The organism is Streptomyces sp. NPDC048424 (assembly GCF_040651555.1).
Taxonomy (GTDB): domain Bacteria; phylum Actinomycetota; class Actinomycetes; order Streptomycetales; family Streptomycetaceae; genus Streptomyces.
Map to the genome: position 1 here is coordinate 176,003 of NZ_JBEZKE010000016.1, position 18,172 is coordinate 194,174.

At 74.1% G+C, this 18,172-nt stretch carries 14 protein-coding genes and 1 pseudogene; 7 read left to right on the top strand and 8 right to left on the bottom strand.

Annotated elements, in window-relative coordinates; translation table 11 throughout:
- Positions 1-5: 5 nt before the first annotated feature.
- Positions 6-2,276, bottom strand: a complete 2,271-nt coding sequence (gene treY, locus AB0D29_RS23440; RefSeq protein ID WP_362856772.1) for a malto-oligosyltrehalose synthase — start codon at positions 2,274-2,276, stop codon at positions 6-8.
- 82 nt (positions 2,277-2,358) lie between these two features.
- Between treY and AB0D29_RS23445 the strand changes: the two genes are divergently transcribed.
- Positions 2,359-3,642, top strand: coding sequence for an MFS transporter (locus AB0D29_RS23445; RefSeq protein WP_362856774.1), 1,284 nt, complete (start codon positions 2,359-2,361; stop codon positions 3,640-3,642).
- Here AB0D29_RS23445 and glgX read toward each other — a convergent pair.
- Positions 3,627-5,741, bottom strand: a complete 2,115-nt coding sequence (gene glgX / locus AB0D29_RS23450) for a glycogen debranching protein GlgX (protein WP_362856775.1) — start codon at positions 5,739-5,741, stop codon at positions 3,627-3,629. The genes AB0D29_RS23445 and glgX overlap by 16 nt on opposite strands.
- A 284-nt stretch (positions 5,742-6,025) precedes the next feature.
- Here glgX and AB0D29_RS23455 point away from each other — a divergent pair, with 284 nt between their 5' ends.
- Positions 6,026-7,315: an SAV2148 family HEPN domain-containing protein gene (locus tag AB0D29_RS23455; protein WP_362856777.1), complete on the top strand. Its 1,290-nt coding sequence runs from the start codon at positions 6,026-6,028 to the stop codon at positions 7,313-7,315.
- Positions 7,316-7,481: 166 nt separating this feature from the next.
- A complete protein-coding gene (locus AB0D29_RS23460) occupies positions 7,482-8,195 on the top strand; it encodes an exonuclease domain-containing protein (protein ID WP_362856778.1) in 714 nt (237 codons plus the stop codon).
- 33 nt (positions 8,196-8,228) lie between these two features.
- Here the strand turns inward: AB0D29_RS23460 and AB0D29_RS23465 are convergent, their stop codons facing one another.
- Positions 8,229-9,092, bottom strand: a complete 864-nt coding sequence (locus AB0D29_RS23465; RefSeq protein ID WP_362856779.1) for an aminoglycoside phosphotransferase family protein — start codon at positions 9,090-9,092, stop codon at positions 8,229-8,231.
- Positions 9,093-9,198: 106 nt separating this feature from the next.
- Between AB0D29_RS23465 and AB0D29_RS23470 the strand changes: the two genes are divergently transcribed.
- Genes AB0D29_RS23470 through AB0D29_RS23480 form a run of 3 tightly spaced genes read left to right on the top strand, consistent with a single transcriptional unit; the run spans position 9,199 to position 13,245 of the window.
- Complete coding sequence (locus AB0D29_RS23470; protein WP_362856781.1) at positions 9,199-11,412, top strand: FUSC family protein; 2,214 nt, start codon at positions 9,199-9,201, stop codon at positions 11,410-11,412.
- 46 nt (positions 11,413-11,458) lie between these two features.
- On the top strand, positions 11,459-12,661 hold the full coding sequence (gene mgt / locus AB0D29_RS23475) for a macrolide-inactivating glycosyltransferase (RefSeq protein ID WP_362856782.1): 1,203 nt from the start codon (positions 11,459-11,461) through the stop codon (positions 12,659-12,661).
- 20 nt (positions 12,662-12,681) lie between these two features.
- Complete coding sequence (locus tag AB0D29_RS23480; RefSeq protein WP_362856784.1) at positions 12,682-13,245, top strand: DUF1697 domain-containing protein; 564 nt, start codon at positions 12,682-12,684, stop codon at positions 13,243-13,245.
- 28 nt (positions 13,246-13,273) lie between these two features.
- On the opposite strand, the gene AB0D29_RS23485 is transcribed toward AB0D29_RS23480, so the two are convergent.
- Positions 13,274-14,119, bottom strand: a complete 846-nt coding sequence (locus AB0D29_RS23485) for an aldo/keto reductase (RefSeq protein ID WP_362856785.1) — start codon at positions 14,117-14,119, stop codon at positions 13,274-13,276.
- A gap of 44 nt (positions 14,120-14,163) precedes the next feature.
- On the opposite strand from AB0D29_RS23485, the gene AB0D29_RS23490 reads away from it, so the two are divergent.
- Positions 14,164-15,165, top strand: a complete 1,002-nt coding sequence (locus tag AB0D29_RS23490; RefSeq protein ID WP_362856786.1) for a 2-dehydropantoate 2-reductase N-terminal domain-containing protein — start codon at positions 14,164-14,166, stop codon at positions 15,163-15,165.
- Between the two features lie 96 nt (positions 15,166-15,261).
- Here the strand turns inward: AB0D29_RS23490 and AB0D29_RS23495 are convergent, their stop codons facing one another.
- From AB0D29_RS23495 to AB0D29_RS23510, 4 genes and pseudogenes are all read right to left on the bottom strand, one after another.
- Positions 15,262-16,026, bottom strand: coding sequence for a CbiX/SirB N-terminal domain-containing protein (locus AB0D29_RS23495; protein WP_362856788.1), 765 nt, complete (start codon positions 16,024-16,026; stop codon positions 15,262-15,264).
- Positions 16,027-16,031: 5 nt separating this feature from the next.
- Entirely contained in the window at positions 16,032-16,928 is an 897-nt protein-coding gene (locus tag AB0D29_RS23500) for an ABC transporter permease (protein WP_362856790.1), read from the bottom strand.
- On the bottom strand, positions 16,915-17,709 hold the full coding sequence (locus AB0D29_RS23505; RefSeq protein WP_030713685.1) for an ABC transporter ATP-binding protein: 795 nt from the start codon (positions 17,707-17,709) through the stop codon (positions 16,915-16,917). Before AB0D29_RS23505 ends, AB0D29_RS23500 begins: the two co-directional genes overlap by 14 nt.
- 34 nt (positions 17,710-17,743) lie before the next feature.
- Positions 17,744-18,172: pseudogene (locus tag AB0D29_RS23510) on the bottom strand (sulfate ABC transporter substrate-binding protein); the annotation flags it as partial.

Sequence of the window (18,172 nt, forward strand, 5' to 3'; positions counted from 1 at the left end):
GCGGATCACCGGCGGAGCCAGACCCCCACCGGGCGGCCGTCCAGCAGGTCGGTCATCTCGACCGAACCGCTGTGTGAGGCAGGAGATTCGGTGTCGGGGTGCGGGGGGAGGACGGGGGTCCACGCGCCGGGCGGCAGGGGCAGCCGGGTGCCGCGCCAGCCCCCGGACGCGGCCAGCCGGTGGGACAGCCGGGTGGCCGCCACCAGCAGGCCGGGGGCCCGGGTGAACGCCACCAGATGGCCGGCCGCCGGCCCCCGGGCCGGGACGGGCGCGTAGCCCCGGAAGAGCTCCGGTCGGTCCCGGCGCAGCCGCAGCAGGGCGGCCGTCAGGGCCAGCTTCTCCTCGGCCGGGCCCTGCGGGGCGGCCCCCGTGTCCAGCCGCGCCAGTTCCCGGTGGGGGAAGCGGGCCGGGCGCCGGTTGTCGGGGTCGACGAGGGCCCGGTACTCGGTCTCGGCGCCCTGGTAGACCTCCGGGACCCCCGGCATCGCCAGGTGCAGCAGCGTCATGCCCAGGAGGTTGGCGCGGGCCGCCTCCGCCAGCTCCACGGGGAGGTCGAGGGGGGCCGGGACGTATCCGGGCACCCCGGCCTCGTAGCCCTCGTCCGGCTCCGTCCAGCTGGTGCGCAGGGCGGCCTCGCGGACCGCCTTGAGCAGCGCCTCGGACAGCCGGGGCACGGCGTCGGGGACGGGGCCGAGCCCGAGTGCGGTCTGCCGGGCCACCCAGGCCAGGTGCGGGTCGGGGCCGTCGGGCCGGCCCATCAGTTCCGGTGCCTGCGACAGGGCCGCGATCCGGGCCCGGACGTCCGCACTGCGTTTGGTGTCGTGCGTGGACAGCACCGTCCCGGCCGCGGGCCACTCCCCCTCCTGGGCGGCGCAGTAGGCGTGGAACTCGTCCGCCGACACCGGTGGTTGGCCGGGCTCCCCGCCGACCTCCGTCGCCGACAGCAGGGGCGCGTACCGGTAGAAGGCCCGGTCCTCCAGGGACTTGGCGCGCAGCGCCGCCGAGGTCTGCGCGAAGCGGGCCGCGAAGGCCGGGTCCCGCAGCAGCAGTTCCCGTACGCCGGCCACCGCGCGCGGACCGGCCACCGCGGCCGCCAGCTCCAGGGCCTGCGGCGGCAGCTCCGGCTCGCCGGGGTAGGGCCGGTAGACGGGAAAGGCGATGAGCAACTCCCGTACCGCTTCGGCCAGATCCGGGCCGGACCGGCGCTCCAGTGTCCGGAGTTCGGCGGCCAGGTCGCCGGTCAGCACCTCCCGTGCGCACGCCCGCGCCGCCTCCGGCCACTGCGGCAGTCCGGTGGAGCGCCCGTACCGGGCCGCCAGCTCCGCGGCCCCCGCCGGGTCGGTGAACACCCCGTCCACCCGGTGCAGCGCGTCGTACCCGGTGGTGCCCGCCACCGGCCAAGCGGGCGGCAGCCGCTCGTGGCGGGCGAGGATCTTCTCGACGACCACCCAGCAGCCGTCCCCGGCCGCCGCGCGCAGCCGCCGCAGGTACTCCTCCGGGTCCGCCAGGCCGTCCACGTGGTCGATGCGCAGCCCCTGCACGACCCCGTCCCGGAGCAGCTCCAGCACCTTCGCATGGGTGGCGGTGAACACCTCCGGGTCCTCCACGCGGACCCCGATCAGATCCGAAATGGTGAAGAAGCGCCGGTAGTTGAGCGCGGTCCGGGCCTCCCGCCACCAGGCCGGCCGGTACCACTGCGCGGCGAGCAGCTCGGGCAGCGCCAGCCCCTCGGTGCCCGCCCGCAGCGGGAACTCCTGCTCGCCGTAGCGCAGTACGCCGTCGTCGGCCGTCAGCTCGCAGGAGTCCGCCGGCCCGGCTAGCACCGGCAGCAGCACCTGCCCGCCCCCGGCCTCCCAGTCGATGTCGAACCAGCGGGCGTACGGCGAGCCGGGCCCGTCCCGCAGCACCTCCCACAGGGGCTGGTTCAGCCGCAGCGGCGTCGGCACCGCCATGTGGTTGGGCACGATGTCGAGGACCAGGCCGAGCCCGTGCGCCCGGGCGGCCCGGGCCAGGGCGCGCAGGCCCGGCTCGCCGCCGAGTTCGGCCCGCACGCGGGAGTGGTCGGTGACGTCGTACCCGTGCGCGGAGCCGGGCACCGCCTCCAGTACGGGGGAGAGGTGCAGGTGCGACACGCCGAGCGAGGCGAGGTACGGTACGGCTGCCTCGGCCGCCGCGAAGGGGAACTCCGGGCGCAGCTGGAGACGGTAGGTCGACGCCGGAGTGACAGGTGTCGGAACATCAGATTCCGATTCAGTGACCGGTTGCGGCTGGCTCATGAGAACGTACGTACCCAACCTGCCGGATTCCGTGCCATGACCCAATGCATCCGAGTGACTGCACCGGGTTAATGTCGATCAAGTGGTTGGAACCGTCAACACCTATCGAAAAGTCATCGCCCTGACCGGGCCCCTACTCCCGCTCGTCTCTTTCCTCGCCCGACTGCCCGTCGCGATGTCCCAGTTCGGCAGCTTCCTGCTGGTCGCCCAGACCAGCGGCTCCCTCGCCACCGCCGGCGTGGTCGGAGGCGCCCTCTCCCTCGGCCAGGTCCTCTTCGGACCCGTCCTCGGCTGGCTCGCCGACCGGCACGGGCAGCGGCCCGTCGTCCTGACCGCCGCCGCCGTCAACGCGGTGGCCACCGCAGCCCTGGTCGCGGGCGCGCTCACCCACCTGGCCACCGTGCCGCTCGCCGCGATCGGCGCCCTCACGGGCGCCTCCGTACCGCTGATCGGGCCGCTCGCCCGCACCCGCTCCGTGGCCCTGGCCCACCGGGCCGGGGCCGACGAGAGCGTCGTGGGCGCCGTCCACGCACTCGAAGGCACCCTGGACGAGGTCTCCTTCGTCTTCGGACCCGCCCTGGTCGGGATGGCCGCGCTCCTCGCGCACCCGGCGGTCGCCCTCGGCGGCGCGGTGGGCCTCGTCGCCGTCTTCGGCACCGTCTACGCCCTGCACCCGACCGCCGCCGTCACGGCCGGGGCCCCGGCGCGCGGACGCGGTACGGGCAGCCGGGTCCGGCCGCCCGGCGTGGTCCACGCCGTGCGCGGCTCCCTCGCCCTCCAGGGCGCGATGTTCGGCGCCTGCCAGGCCGGCATCACCGCATTGACCATCCGGCTGGGCGTCCCCGACCAGGCCGCCGTCGTCTACTCCGCGATGGGCGTCGTCAGCGCCGCCGTCGGCCTCTCGCTCGGCGCGCTGCCCGCCCGCTTCGGACTGCGGCTGCGCTGGCGGGTGGCGACCGGAGCGGCCCTGGTGCTCTCGGCGCCCCTGCTGGTCACCGACAGCCTGTGGCCCCTGTACGCCGTCGTCACCGTCCTCGGGGCGGCCTACGCGCCCCACCTGATCACCGCCTTCGCCCTCACCGAGCGTGCCGTGGAACCGGCCCGGCTCTCCACGTCCATGGCCTTCGCCGCCAGCTGCCTGGTGGCCGGGCAGGCCACCGCGCTCGTCGTCTGCGGGCGCCTCGCCGAGCGGTACGGCCCCACCGGGGCCTTCGCCGTCGCCGTCGGGGCCGCCGCCCTCTGCCTGGCCCTCGCCCTCGTCACCCGGGTGCCCGCCGCCCGTACGCACACCGCCGCCTTCGTCCCCGGCCCGCGGACCGCCTCGCCGGTGACCGGCGAGAACGGCGCCGCCTACGCCGGACGCTGAAGCACCACCAGACACCGCCCCGTCAGCGCCACCCGGTCGCCGGCCGCGTACTGCGGCCCGGTACCGGGTGGCAGCACGTCCGCCCGCGCCGTGTCCACCACCAGGTGCCACTGCGCGCCGTGCCCCGCCGGAATCGTGAAGTCCTGCGGATCCGCCCCCGAGTTGAACATCAGCAGGAACGAGTCGTCGGTGATCCGCTCCCCGCGCGTGCCCGGCTCGGAGATCGCCTCCCCGTTGAGGAAGACGGTCAGCGCCCGCGCGTGCTGCGCCTGCCAGTCGCGCGCCCGCATCACCTCGCCGTGCGGGGTGAACCAGGCGATGTCGGAGAGCTCGTCGTGCGTCCCCTCCACCGGCCGGCCGTGGAAGAACCGGCGCCGCCGGAACACCGGGTGGTCCCGGCGCAGCCACACCATCCGCCGGGTGAACTCCAGCAGCGACGGCGATGGTTTGCCCGGCTCCGGCCAGGGCACCCACGACAACTCGTTGTCCTGGCAGTACGCGTTGTTGTTGCCGCCCTGGCTGCGGCCGAACTCGTCGCCGTGGCTGAGCATGGGCACCCCCTGCGACAGCATCAGGGTGGCCGTGAAGTTGCGCATCTGGCGCTCGCGCAGCTCCACGACCTCCGGATCCTCGGTCGGCCCCTCCACCCCGCAGTTCCACGACCGGTTGTGGGTCTCGCCGTCCCGATTGCCCTCCCGGTTGGCCTCGTTGTGCTTCTCGTTGTACGAGACCAGGTCGTTCAGGGTGAAACCGTCGTGGCAGGTGGTGAAGTTGATCGAGGCCAGCGGGCGCCGCCCGTCGTCCTGGTACAGGTCCGAGGAGCCGGTCAGCCGCCCGGCGAACTCCGCGAGCGTGCGCGGCTGCCCGCGCCACAGGTCCCGTACGGTGTCCCGGTACTTTCCGTTCCACTCGGTCCACAGCGGCGGGAAGTTGCCCACCTGGTAGCCGCCCTCGCCCAGGTCCCAGGGCTCCGCGATCAGCTTCACCTGGCTGACCACCGGATCCTGCTGGACCAGGTCGAAGAACGAGGACAGCCGGTCCACCTCGTGGAACTGGCGGGCCAGCGTCGCCGCCAGGTCGAAGCGGAAGCCGTCCACGTGCATCTCGGTGACCCAGTAGCGCAGCGAGTCCATGATCAGCTGGAGCACGTGCGGGGAGCGCATCAGCAGCGAGTTGCCCGTGCCGGTGGTGTCCATGTAGTGCCGCGGATCGTCCGCCAGCCGGTAGTACGAGGCGTTGTCGAGCCCGCGGAAGGACAGCGTCGGGCCCAGGTGGTTGCCCTCGGCGGTGTGGTTGTAGACCACGTCGAGGATCACCTCGATCCCCGCCTCGTGCAGGGCCCGCACCGCCGACTTGAACTCCAGCACCTGCTGGCCGCGGTCGCCCGAGGCGTAGCCGTTGTGCGGGGCGAAGAAGCCGATCGTGTTGTAGCCCCAGTAGTTGCTCAGCCCGTCGTTGACCAGCCGGTGGTCGTTGACGAACTGGTGCACCGGCATCAGCTCCAGCGCCGTCACGCCGAGCTTGGCGAGGTGGCCGATGACCGCCGGGTGCGCCAGCGCCCCGTACGTGCCGCGCAGCTCCTCGGGCAGGTCCGGATGGCGCATCGTCAGGCCCTTGACGTGCGCCTCGTACAGCACGGTGTGGTGGTACTCGTGGCGCGGCGGCCGGTCGTTGGCCCAGTCGAAGTACGGGTTCACCACGACCGAGCTCATGGTGTGCGGGGCGGAGTCCAGGTCGTTGCGCGAGTCGGGCCGGCCGAAGTGGTAGCCGTACACCGCCTCGCCCCACGTCACGCCGCCGCTGATGGCCCGCGCGTACGGGTCCAGCAGCAGCTTCGCCGCGTTGCAGCGCCGCCCGCGCTCGGGCTCGTACGGGCCGTGGACGCGGAAACCGTAGCGCTGACCCGGCATGACGCCGGGCAGGTACGCGTGGCGGACGAAGGCGTCCGTCTCGCGCAGTTCCACGGCGGACTCCGAACCGTCGTCGTGGAGGAGGCACAGCTCGATGCGTCGGGCGGCCTCGGAATAGACCGCGAAATTGGTGCCGGCGCCGTCGTAAGTGGCGCCGAGCGGATACGCCTGTCCCGGCCAGACCTGCATAGATAACGACTCTTCCCGCGTTGTCGGATGTCCCGGCTGATCCGGCGTGGACCACGTCACTGTTCCGATCTTCCCCGAAAGAGGGCGCCCACGCGCGGACTTGGGAGGGGTCCTACCGGGTGACCCGCAGAGCTGATATGCGGGTCAGCGGACTGTCGGTGCATCCGATAATGGGTCAACGGGCTACCGGTGGGGGGACCATCGGGCTGCACCGGGCCGCGCGCGCGGAGTACCCTTCCGTGATCACTGGAGACGGGCGTCCAGACGCAGAAGGCGGTGCACGGGTGAGCTCGGGAGGTCTGGAGCTGCCCCCTGGTGACAGCAGTCACGAGGGTGGCCCGGCGGACGCCCCAGGAGGTGCCCCCGGCGGGGCACCGACGGGGATCGCGGCCGGAGCGGTCTCCCTGGCGGGCGGACCGGCGGAAGCCGGGAGCGCCGGGGGACCTGGATCCGCCGGCGCCGAGCTCGACTGGAGCGCGGAGGCCTGGAGCGAGGTCCGCACCCGGGCCCAGCGGGCCGGCCGCGCGTACATCTGGCTGAACTTGATCGAGCAGCGGCTGCGCTCGGTGGTCGGGGCGGTGCTCCGGCCGATCTACGAGCCGGTGCACGGCGGTGACGACTGGGTGGTCGCGGCCGCCGGGCCCGCCGGGCAGGAGTGGGTGCAGCGGGCCGTGGCCGTCCGCGAGGTCAGCCGGCGCAAGGGCTACCTGCTCGACTCGGCCGACGACAACGTGCTGAGCTTCCTGACCCTGCCCCAGCTGCGGGAGCTGATGGTCCAGCACTGGCCTTGCTTCGAACCGTACTTCGACGACCGGCGCGAGATCGAGCTGGCCCTGGACGAGCTGGAGGTCACCCGCAACGTCGTCTCCCGCAACCGGGCGCTGTCACGGCCCGTACTGGAACAGGCCGAACGGGCCTCGGCGCGGCTGCTGGAGGTCCTCGGCGGCGGCGCCGGCAGCCCCTCGGCCGACCGGCTGCCGATCGACGCCGTCGAGGACCTGGTGGGCGACCGCTACGCGGACGTCATCTCGGTCCACCCGGACCGGGTGCGCCTGCAGCGGCAGCTCCCGGCGGAGGACCTCTTCGGGGGAGCGCGGCGGCTCGACGCCATCGGCATAGGGCTCAACCTGCTGGTCCAGAACTTCTCGGGCCGAAGACTCGTCCGGCTCACGGAGGCCGGGTGCCGGGTGCGCCTGCTGTTCCTGAACCCGGCGAGCAGCGCGGTCAAGCGGCGCGAGCGGGAGCTGGGGCTGCGCAAGGGCGAGCTGAGCCGCTCGGTGGAGATGAACATCCTGCACGTCCGCCGGGTCCGGGCGGGCCTGCGGGACCCTTCGCGCTTCGAGATCCACGTCTTCGACGAGACCCCGCGCTTCACCGCCTACCTGGTGGAGGGGAACTCCTCGGGCATCGCGGTGGTCCAGTCGTACCTGCGGCGGGCGCGCGGGATGGAATCGCCCGTCCTGGTCCTGCGGGGCGGCGGGCGCGGCGTCCCGAAGGACGCGGACCACGGGCTGTTCGCGACGTACCGGGAGGAGTTCGAGTCGATGTGGGAGGACTCCCGCCCCGTGTCGTGAGGACGCCGGACACCCCCTCGAGGGGGGTGTCGTCGGGCTTGTCAGTGCCCCGTGGCAGGCTGAAAGCCGTTGACCGAAGGTGTACGGGGGAGGGGCACGGCATGGGGGATCAGGCACGGACCGGCGCGGGGCCGGGGGGACCGGGGGAATCGCGGGGGTCCCTGCGATGAGCTGGATCAGCGGACCGATGGTGGCCTTCGACCTGGAGACGACCGGGACCGACATCGAGGCCGACCGCATCGTCACCGCCGCGGTCGTGGCCATGGAGCCGGACGGCCGGGTCGCCCGGACCCGCACCTGGCTGCTCGATCCCGGGGTGGCCATCCCGGAGCAGGCGGCGGCGATCCACGGCATCTCCACCGAACACGCCCGCACCGAGGGCGTGCCGGCCGCCCCGGCGATCGCGGAGATCACCCAGACGCTCGCCGACGGGCTGCGCTCCGGCACCCCGCTGGTGGTGATGAACGCCCGCTACGACCTGTCCCTGCTGGACCGCGAGTGCCGCCGGCACGGGATCGCGTCGCTGGCCGACCGGCTGCGGGGCAGGCCCGCGCCCGTCATCGACCCCTTGGTCCTCGACAAGCACGCGGACCGGTACCGCAAGGGCAGGCGGACCCTGCAGGCCCTCTGCGAGCACTACGGCGTGACGCTCGACGACGCCCACAACGCGGCCGCCGACGCCCTGGCGGCGGCGCGCGCGGCGCGCCGGGTGGGCGCGAAGCACTCCTCCATAGGCTCGATCGAGCTGGCGGACCTCCACGACCTCCAGATCCGCGCGGCCGCCCAGCAGGCCGAGTCGCTCCAGAGCTACCTCCGCCGCACCTCGGACCCCGAGGCGATAGTCGAGCCGGCGTGGCCGGTGGTCCCGCACAAGGGCTAGACCGTCTCCGCAGGGGCACTTGCCCTCCGGGTCCTAGAAGGAATGCCAGCGCGTTTCCGGGTCGCCGTTCCTGAGGGAGGCCACGCGGCGGCGGAACTCGGCCAGTGCCTTCGGGTTGGCCGGGGCGTGCTGGGAGACCCAGGCGCAGCTCGCCGTCTCGCGGGCGCCGCGCAGGACCGCGCAGCCCGGCCAGGCGCGGACGTCCCACCCGTAGGCCGACACGAAGGCCTCGTACTCCTCGGCGGGCATGCCGTAGCGGTCGCGCGAGAGGGCCATCACCACCAGGTCGTGCTCGCGCAGATCGGCCGAGACGGTCTCCAGGTCGACCAGGGCCGGGCCGTCCGGGCCCACGTGGACGTTGCGGGGCAGGGCGTCGCCGTGGACCGGGCCCGGCGGGAGGTGCGGGGTCAGGGCCGCCACCTCGCCGGCGTAGGCGTCCCGGCGGGCCCGCAGGTACGCCGCGTCGGCAGGGTCGATCGCGTCCCCCGCCAGCTGCAGCCAGCGCTCCACCCCGCCCAGCAGGTCCCGGGCGGGCAGGGCGAAAGGCGGCGCGGGCAGGGCGTGTACGGCGCGCAGCAGCACCGCCAGGTCCTCGGCGCCCGCGGGCCGGACCGCGTCCGGGAGCCGGTGCCACACGGTCAGCGGATGCCCGTCCACGAGCCGCGGCTCCGGCTCGGCCGCGCGGACCGCCGGGACCCCGGCCGCCGCGAGCCAGCCGGCCACCGCGAGCTCCCGCCGGGACCGCTCCAGCAGCGCCGCCTCCCGGCCCACCTTCACCACGAGGTCGCCGACGGCGAAGACGGCGTTCTCGCCGAACGCGAGGAGGGCCGGCTCGCGGGCCGCCCCGCGCGTGAGGCCCGCCGCCGTCAGTACCCGCCTGGCCCGTGCTTCGTCCATGCCGCTGCTCCCCGCTCCCGTGATCACGACCCGTCCGAGTTCTACCACCGCCCGCCGGCCGCCCCCGTGGGTGGTGGCTTCGGGAGGGCGGCCCGATGCTGGAGGCATGGGCGCCGACCGTGACGCAGGCGCCGCCCGCGGCCCCAGCGGCGTGGCGCGGCGCGCCATCCGCACCACGCTCGCCGCGTGTGCCGGGTTCTTCCTGTTCCTGTACGGGCTGGACCTGTCCGTCGCGGCGACGTACGCCCTGTTCGCGGTCGTGTCGATGGCGGCCCTCTCGCACATCCCCGGCACCGGCCCCCAGCGGGCGGCCGTCATCGCCCGCACGACGCCGCTGGCCTGGGTGCTGGTTACGATCGGCACCTACCTCGCGGTGCGCACCTGGACCGCCGTGGCCGGCATGCTGGTCATCGGCTTCTGCCTCGCCTTCGTGGCCGTGGCCGGGCCCCGCGCGTCGGGGGCCGCGCCCGGTCTGCAGCTGCTCTACATCCTCCCGTGCTTCCCGCCCTACGCCCCCGACACCCTCGGCGAGCGCCTGCTGGGGACGACCTGCGGCCTCGCGCTGCTGATCCTCGCCGAGCTGTTCGTCCTGCCCGAGCCGCGCGGCACCTCCTACCGTTCGCTGGCCGCCGCGGCCGCCGACACCGCCGCCCGCTGCGCCGACGAGCTGCGCCGTGCCCCGTACACGCTGTCCGCCGCCGGGGCGGAGGCGGCCCGGGCGGCCGGTGAGGCGCTGCGGCCCTTCCGGGTCCCCGAAGCCGAGCGTCCCGCCGGGCCGGGGCTGCGGGACCGCGGGCTCGCGCATGCGGGCCTGGCCGCCCGTACGCTCCTGAACCGCATGGTGAACCTGCCCGCGCCGCCCCCGGGCCGTCCGCCCCCGGACCGCCTGCCGCCGGAGCAGGCGCCCGGGGTGCCCGCCGCGGTCGGCGCGGCCGCCGCCGAGAGCGCGGCCCTGCTGCGCGGCACCGGCGACTCCGTCGACGCGGCCCGCGCCCTGCGGCACGTACGGGCGGATGCCGTGGCGGTGGACGAGCGGCCGGCGAGCGAGGCGCTGGGCGTGCGCAGGGCGGCGCTGCTGGAGGTGGCGGACGCCGCCGTCGCCTTCACGACGGCGGCCGAACTCGCCGTACGGGGCCTGCGCGCGCGGCTGCCGGCCGAGACCGACGCGGGCCGCTTCTGGTACGCCGGCCGGCGCGCGCCCCGCCTGTGGTGGCACCGGCTGGCAGCACACGCCGGGCCGCGGTCCGTGCACTTCCAGAACGCGGTACGGCTCAGCCTCGCGCTCGCGGCCGCCCGGACGATCGCGGGCATCGACTCCCTGCCCCACGGCTTCTGGGCGATGCTCGCCGTGCTCAGCCTGACCCGGACCACGGTCTCCCAGACCCGGGCGACCGTACGCGCGGCACTCACCGGCACGCTGCTCGGCGCCCTCACGACCGGCGTCCTGCTGGCCCTCATCGGCGTGCACACCACCGTCTACGCGGTCGCCCTGCCGTTCGTCATGTTCGTGGCCTTCCGGGTCGGGCCGGTACGGGGCGTGGGCTGGGCCCAGGGCATGTTCACCCTCGTCGTGTCCTTCGTCTTCGCCCAGCTGGCGCCGGTGACCTGGCAGCTGGCCGAGGTGAGGATCCTCGACGTGGTCATCGGCAGCCTGATCGGCATCGTGTTCGGGCTGCTCGCCTGGCCGCGCGGGGCGCAGGTGGAGCTGCACCGGGCGGTCGCCCTGCTGCTGGCGGAGGCGGCCGACAGGGTCGGGAGCACCGCGGCCGCCGTGGCGGTGGGCGGGCCGGGACGGCCCCCGGACGACACGGCGCTGCAGCGTGCGCTGCTGCTGGCGGAGTCCGCGTTCTCGCAGCGCCTGAGCGAGCCCCGCGCGCTGGTCGGGACCCACGCGGACTGGCAGGCGGCCCTGATGACGGGCCACCACGTGCTGTGGGGCTCGCGGCGCCTGCTCGCCCGGGGCGGCCCACCCCTGGAACCGGCCCAGCAGACACGCCTGCGCGAGCGGGCGACGGGGGTGGCCACCCGCCTGCGCGCCGCCTCGGTCCTGACCGCGGACACGTCCCCACCGCCGCACACGTCCCCAGCACCGCGCACGGACGGTCCGACGGACGCGGACCCGCCGGTGGCCGCGCACCAGCCGGTGCCGGCGGACGGACCGCCCCCGGGCGGCGCGGGAGCCGGGGTCGCCCTGCCGCGGTTCTACGCCGGCCTGGCCTGGCTCGACTCGCTGACCAACGACGTCGAGCGGATCACCGCACCCGCAGGCGGTTCCGTCGGGTCCGGCGGTGCCGTTGGTTCCGGGAGCGGGGCGCGGTGACCTGAAAACAATTGCACGAGACGTATCGTCTCGTTATGGTCGGATCATGACCTCAGCCAAACCCGCCGCGCACATCGCCATGTTCTCCATCGCCGCCCACGGCCACGTGAACCCGAGCATCGAAGTGATCCGGGAGCTCGTCGCCCGCGGCCACCGCGTCAGCTACGCCATCCCCGCCGCCTTCGCCGAGAAGATCGCGGAGACCGGCGCCACGCCCGTGATCTACACCTCCACCCTGCCCACCGACGACGAGCCGGAGGCCTGGGGCACCGAGCTCATCGAGAACCTGGAGCCCTTCCTGAACGACGCCGTCCAGGCGCTCCCGCAGCTCGCCGCCGCCTTCGCGGGCGACGAGCCGGACCTCGTCCTGCACGACATCACCTCCTATCCGGCACCCGTGCTCGCCCACCGGTGGGGCGTCCCCGCCGTCTCCCTCTCCCCGAACCTCGTCGCCTGGGAGGGCTACGAGCAGGAGGTGGCCGAGCCGATGTTCGCCGAGCTGAAGGCCTCCGAGCGCGGCCGGGCCTACTACGCCCGATTCGCCGCCTGGCTCACCGAGAACGGTCTCGGGGACGACGTCGACCGCTTCCAGGGCCGGCCGCGCCGCAGCCTCGTCCTGATTCCCCGGGCGTTCCAGCCCCACGCCGACCGCGTCGACGAGTCCGCGTACACCTTCGTCGGCGCCTGCCAGGGCGACCGCGCGAACCAGGGCAGCTGGCACAGGCCCGCCACCGCCGAGGGCAAGAAGGTCGTGCTGGTCTCGCTCGGCTCCGCCTTCACCAAGCAGCCCGCCTTCTACCGCGCCTGCATCGACGCCTTCGCGGACCTGCCCGACTGGTACGTCGTCCTCCAGATCGGCAAGTTCACCGACGAGGCCGACCTCGGTGAGATCCCGGCCAACGTCGAGGTCCGCCGCTGGGTTCCCCAACTGGACATCCTGCGCCAAGCCGATGCCTTCATCACCCACGCGGGCGCCGGCGGCAGCCAGGAAGGGCTCGCCACCGCGACCCCGATGGTCGCCGTCCCCCAGGCCGTCGACCAGTTCGGCAACGCCGACATGCTGGTCTCGCTCGGCGTGGCCCGGCACGTACCGATGGCGGACGCCGACGCCGCGACCCTCCGGGAGGCGGTCCTCGCGCTGGTCGCCGACCCCGGGGTCGCCGCCCGCGCCGAGGCCGTGCGCGCCGGGATGGCGGCCGAAGGGGGCACGCGGCAGGCCGCCGACCTCATCGAGGCCGAACTGTCATAGGCACCCCCTAGGGTGCCGCCATGACGAAGAAGGCCACGACCACGAAGTACGCGGCGCTGCTGCGCGGCATCAACGTCGGCGGGAGCAAGAAGGTCCCGATGGCGGAGCTGCGCTCCGTGCTGGAGGAGCTCGGCCACGGCGACGTACAGACGTACCTGCAGAGCGGCAACGCCGTCTTCAGCAGCGCGGAGCAGGACCCGGCGGCGCTCGCCCGGGAGCTGGAGACGGCCATCGAGGCCCGCTTCGGCTTCCGGGTGGCGTGCCTGGTGGTGGACGGGGCGTACCTGCGCGCCGTCGCCGATGCCTGCCCCTTCCCGGCCGCGGAGCTGGAGGGCAAGCAGCTCCACGCGACCTTCTTCTCCGAACAGCCGGGCGCGGAGCGCTTCGCCGCGCTCGACCAGGCCTCGTACCTCCCGGAGGAGTACCGGCTCGGCGACCGCGTCCTCTACCTCTACGCCCCCGACGGCCTGGGCCGCTCCAAACTGGCCGAGGCCCTCGCCAGGCCCGCCGTCGTCAAGGGCATCGACGTGACCACCCGCAACTGGAACACCGTCGCCAAACTCGTCGAGCTGACCCAAGGCTGAGTGCGAGTCCGAGGCGGGGCAGTGGCTGTCAGCCGAGCGCGTCCAGCAGCTCCAGCTCCCCCGCCGTGAGGTGGATCGTCGCCGCGTCCAGGTTCTCCGCCAGGTGCAGGGGGGAACCGGTGCCCGGCGTGGGGCACAGGACGGGGGAGTGGTGCAGCAGCCACGCCAGGGCGATCTGGCCCGGGCCCGCGCCGTGGGCCGCGGCCACCGAGGTGACGGCGGCCGCGCTCTCGCGGGTCAGGGCGCCGCTGCCGAGCGGGTAGTACGGGAGGAAGGCGATCCCGCGGGCCTCGCACAGCGCGAGCACCTCCGCCGAGCCCCGCTCCAGCAGGTTGTACGGGTTCTGGACGGACGCGATCGGGGTCGACTCCAGGGCCGTCCGCACCTGCTCCGCGGTCACGGTGTCCAGCCCGATGTGCCTGATCTTGCCCTCCGCCCGCAACTCGGCCAGCGCGCCCAGCTGTTCGGCCACCGGCACGGCCGGATCGAAGCGGTGCAGCTGGTAGAGGCCGATCCGGTCCGCGCGCAGCCGCCGCAGACTCGCCTCGCACTGCCGGCGCAACTGCTCCGGGCGGCCCGCCACGTGCCAGCGGTCGGGGCCGGTGCGCACCACCCCGCCCTTCGTCGCGACGACGAGCCGCTCCCCGTACGGGTACAGGGCTTCGGCGATCAGCTCCTCGGCCAGGTCGGGGCCGTAGTTGTCGGCGGTGTCGATGAGGGTGACCCCGCGCTCCACCGCCGTGCGCAGCAGGGCCCGGGCCTCGGCCCGCTCGCCGCGCGGGCCCCAGTAGCCGGGGCCGACGAGTCCGCCCGTACCGAAGCCGAGCCGTCGTACGGGCAGCTCCCCGCCGAGATCGATCCCCTCTTTCACCATGCCCCGAACGTAACGCAGGGGCCCGGATGTGCCAGGCTCGGGGCATGCGTTACATCATCATCGGCGCGGGCGCTGTGGGCGCCACCATCGGCGGACGGCTCGCGGAGGCGGGCGGCGAGGTCGTCCTCGTCGCGCGCGGCGCGCACGCGGAGGCCCTGCGGGCCGACGGGCTGCGGCTCACCACGGCCGACGGGGAGCGGGTACACCGGCTGCCCGTGGTCACCGCACCGGACGAGCTGGGCGAACTGCGCCCCGACGACGTGCTGTTGCTGGCGGTGAAGACCCAGCACGCGGTCGCCGCGCTCGACGCGTGGGGCGACGCGGAGGTCGCGGGCGGCGGCACGGCGGCGCAGCGGCTGCCGGTGCTGTGCGCGCAGAACGGCGTGGAGAGCGAGCGGCTCGCCCTACGGCGCTTCGCGCGCGTGTACGGGGTGTGCGTATGGCTGCCCGCGACCTTCCTGGAGCCGGGCGTGGTCTCGGCCCTGTGCGCGCCGCTGACCGGCATCCTGCACGTGGGCCGGGCGGCGGGCGGCGCGGACGCGCTGTGCCGGGCCGTCGCGGCGGACCTCGGGAAGGCCGGCTTCGAGGCGCCGGTGGTCGAGGACGTGATGCGGTGGAAGTACGCGAAGCTGCTGGGGAACCTGGGCAACGCCGTCCAGGCGACGACCGGCCCGGAGCCGGACCCGGCGAAGGCGGCGCTGCTGCTGCGGGCCGTGCGCGAGGCGAAGGCGGCCTTCGGGGCGGCGGGCATCGCGTACGCCTCGGACGCGGAGCAGTCGCTGGCACGGGACGGCAAGGTGAACCAGGCGCCGGGCGTCCGGGGCGGGTCGTCCTGGCAGAGCCTGGCGCGCGGGACGGGCTCGGTGGAAGCGGACTACCTCAACGGGGAGATCTCCCTGCTGGGCCGGCTGCACGGGGTCCCGACCCCGGTCAACGACGTGCTGCGGCACGCGGCGAACATCTTCGCCCGCGAGGGCCTCCCCCCGGGCGCCATGTCCATCGAGGACCTCACCGCCCTGGCCGACGAAGCCGCCGCCCGCGCCTAGGCCGATTTCAGCCCCTCCGGCGTTTGAGGAGCGGGGTCCGGGGCGGAGCCGCGGGTCTTTGAGCCGCGCCGGCGTTCGAGGCGCGGCTGCGGCGGGTCAGGCCGTCAGGGCCGGGAGCCCCGCGGGAGCAGCGGCGGCCGAGGCGTCGTAGCGGCGCAGCAGGAGGCCGGCCAGTTCCGGGGCCGCGCCCAGGACGTCGGCCAGTACGTCCGCGCCCGCGGCTTCGGCGCCCGCCGCGATGCGGTCCGGGAGCCGCCCGGGGGCGATGACGTACGGGGCCACCGCCACCCGGGCGAAGCCCTCGGCGCGCAGGGCCCGTACGGCGTCCTCCGTACGGGGCAGTGCGGCGGAGGCGAACGCAGGCCGCACGGCGCACCAACCGGTGTGCCGCCACTCCCGCGCGGTTTCAGCGATCGCTGCGATCGCCTCCGGGTCCGTGGAGCCGGCGGACGCGAGCACCACCGCGGTGGTGGCGCGGTCCGCCGGGGTGAGGCCGGCTTCGGCGAGCCGGCGGTCGAGGGCGCAGAGGAGGAGCGGGGACGGGCCGAGGACATCGGCCACCCGCACGGAGAGCCCCGGCAGGCGGGCCGTCGACTCGGCCAGCGCCGCCGGGATGTCGGACTTCGCGTGGAAGGCCCGGGTGAGGAGGAGGGGGAGGGCGACGACCTCCCGGACGCCCGACAGGTAGAGCGAGGACAGGGCCTGGCCCACCGACGGGGTGTTGAAGTCCAGGAAGGCCGTCTCCACCCGCAGCCCGGGCCGCAGCGTCCGGGCCCGCGCGACCAGGGCGTGCACGGTCGCGGCGTGCCGCGGGTCGCGGCTGCCGTGGGCGATGACCAGGAGTGCGGGTGCGTGGGACATCGGACTCAGCTCTTGACCAGCAGGCCGCGGCTGCGCAGCACCCACCGCTCGACCGGGCTGAAGATCAGCAGGTCGATGGCGATGCCGACCACCAGGATCAGGATGATCGCGAGGAACACGCCGGGCAGGTCGATGTTGTTGCGGCCGTTCTCCAGGAGCTGGCCGAGGCCGAGGCCAAGGTCGGGCGAGGAGGCGATGATCTCGGCGGCCATCAGCGAGCGCCAGGAGAAGGCCCAGCCCTGCTTGAGGCCCGCCAGGTAGCCCGGCAGCGCGGCCGGCATCACGATGTGCCGGGCCCCGCGCAGACCGGTGGCACCCAGGGTGCGGCCCGCCCGCAGGTAGAGCGGCGGGATCTGGTCGATGCCCGAGACCAGGCCGTTGGCGATGGACGGGACGGCGCCCAGCAGGATGACCGTGTACATCATCGCGTCGTTGAGGCCGAACCACAGGACGGCCGGCGGCACCCAGGCCACCGACGGCAGCGACTGCAGGCCCTGGAGGATCGGGCCGATCGCGGCGCGCACGAACTTCACCCGGGCGACCAGCAGGCCGAGCGGGGTGCCGATGGCCAGGGCCAGCAGGAAGCCGAGCAGGCCGCGGGAGACGCTGGTCCAGACGACTTCCAGCAGGGTGCCCTGGACCCACATGTGGGACAGGCTGTCCCACACCGCGGACAGCGGCGGGAGCTTGGTCTCCTCGGTGACCTTCGTGGCGACGAGGACCTGCCAGACCACGAGCACGAGGCTCACGGCCAGGAGGGGCGGGAGGACCTTCTTGACGAGGACCTCCCGCACCGGGGTGCGGTGGGTCTGGACCGCGTCGAGCGCGTCGAGGCCCGCTTCCAGGCCGGCCAGGTCGTCGTTCTTGCCCGTGGCCTTCAAAGTGGTGTCAGTGCTGGCCATGGCGGCGGATCTCCCCACGCAGGTGTTCAGTGATCTCGAGGGACAGTTCCGCGACGTCCGCGTCCTCGATGCGGCGCGGCTGCGGGATGTCCACGGTCCACTCCTTCGCGACCCGGCCGGGGCGGGAGGAGAGCAGGACCACGCGCTGGGCGAGGCGGACGGCCTCGCGCACGTTGTGCGTGACGAAGAGGACGGAGAGGTTCGTCTCGGCCCAGATGCGGGTGAGCTCACCGTGCAGCACGTCCCGCGTGATGGCGTCGAGCGCCGCGAACGGCTCGTCCATCAGCAGCAGCTGGCTGTCCTGGGCGAGCGCCCGGGCCAGCGCCACGCGCTGGCGCATGCCGCCGGACAGCTCGTGCACGCGCTTGCCGTACGAGCCGCCGAGGCGGACCAGCTCCAGCAGGCGCTCGGCCTCCGGCTTGCGGTCGGCCTTGGCCACCCCGCGCAGGCGCAGGGCGAGTTCGATGTTCTTGCCCGCGGTCAGCCACGGGAAGAGGGCGTGCTCCTGGAACATCAGGGCCGGCCGGCCGCCGGGGGTCTCGATGGACCCCGCGGACGGCTTGTCGAGTCCCGCGACCAGGTTCAGGAGCGTGGACTTTCCACACCCCGAGGCCCCCAGGATGGTGACGAACTCTCCGGGAGCGACATCGAGGCTGATGTCGTCCAGGACGAGCTGCGATCCGGCCGGGCCGGAGAAGGACTTCGAGACGTGCTCGATGCGGGCGGCGTGGGTCTGCTCCGCTACGGAGCCCTCGGCAGCCTTGGCAAGCGTGGTGGCCATGGTCGTCACCTCCTGGGATTGCTGGATTGCGGGGTTACTTGGCGCCGAGGCCGGCGTCGGAGACCTCGGGCTTGCCGGCGGCCTTGAGGACCTTGTTCAGGAGCTTCAGGTCGTAGATGCCGGCGAGGTCGGGCTGCTCGATGAGCTTGGCCTTGACCGCCCACTCCGACTGGGTCTTCAGCGTGGAGGCCAGCGGGTCGTCGGTGATCGCGATGCTCGGCCACGCCGGGTCGATGACCTTCCCCTCGAGCGGCTTGCCGCTGTCCGCCTCCAGCTTGGCGTTGGCGGAGGCCTTCGCCTTGTCCTGGTTGGCGTGGATCCAGTCGTTGGTCTTCACCGTGCCGCGCAGCACGGCCTCGACCACGTCCGGGTGCTCCTTGAGGAACTTCTGCGACACGATGATGTTCGTGATGACGAACTTCTTGTCGGGCCACAGGGCGGTCTCGTCGAGGAGGACGGAGCC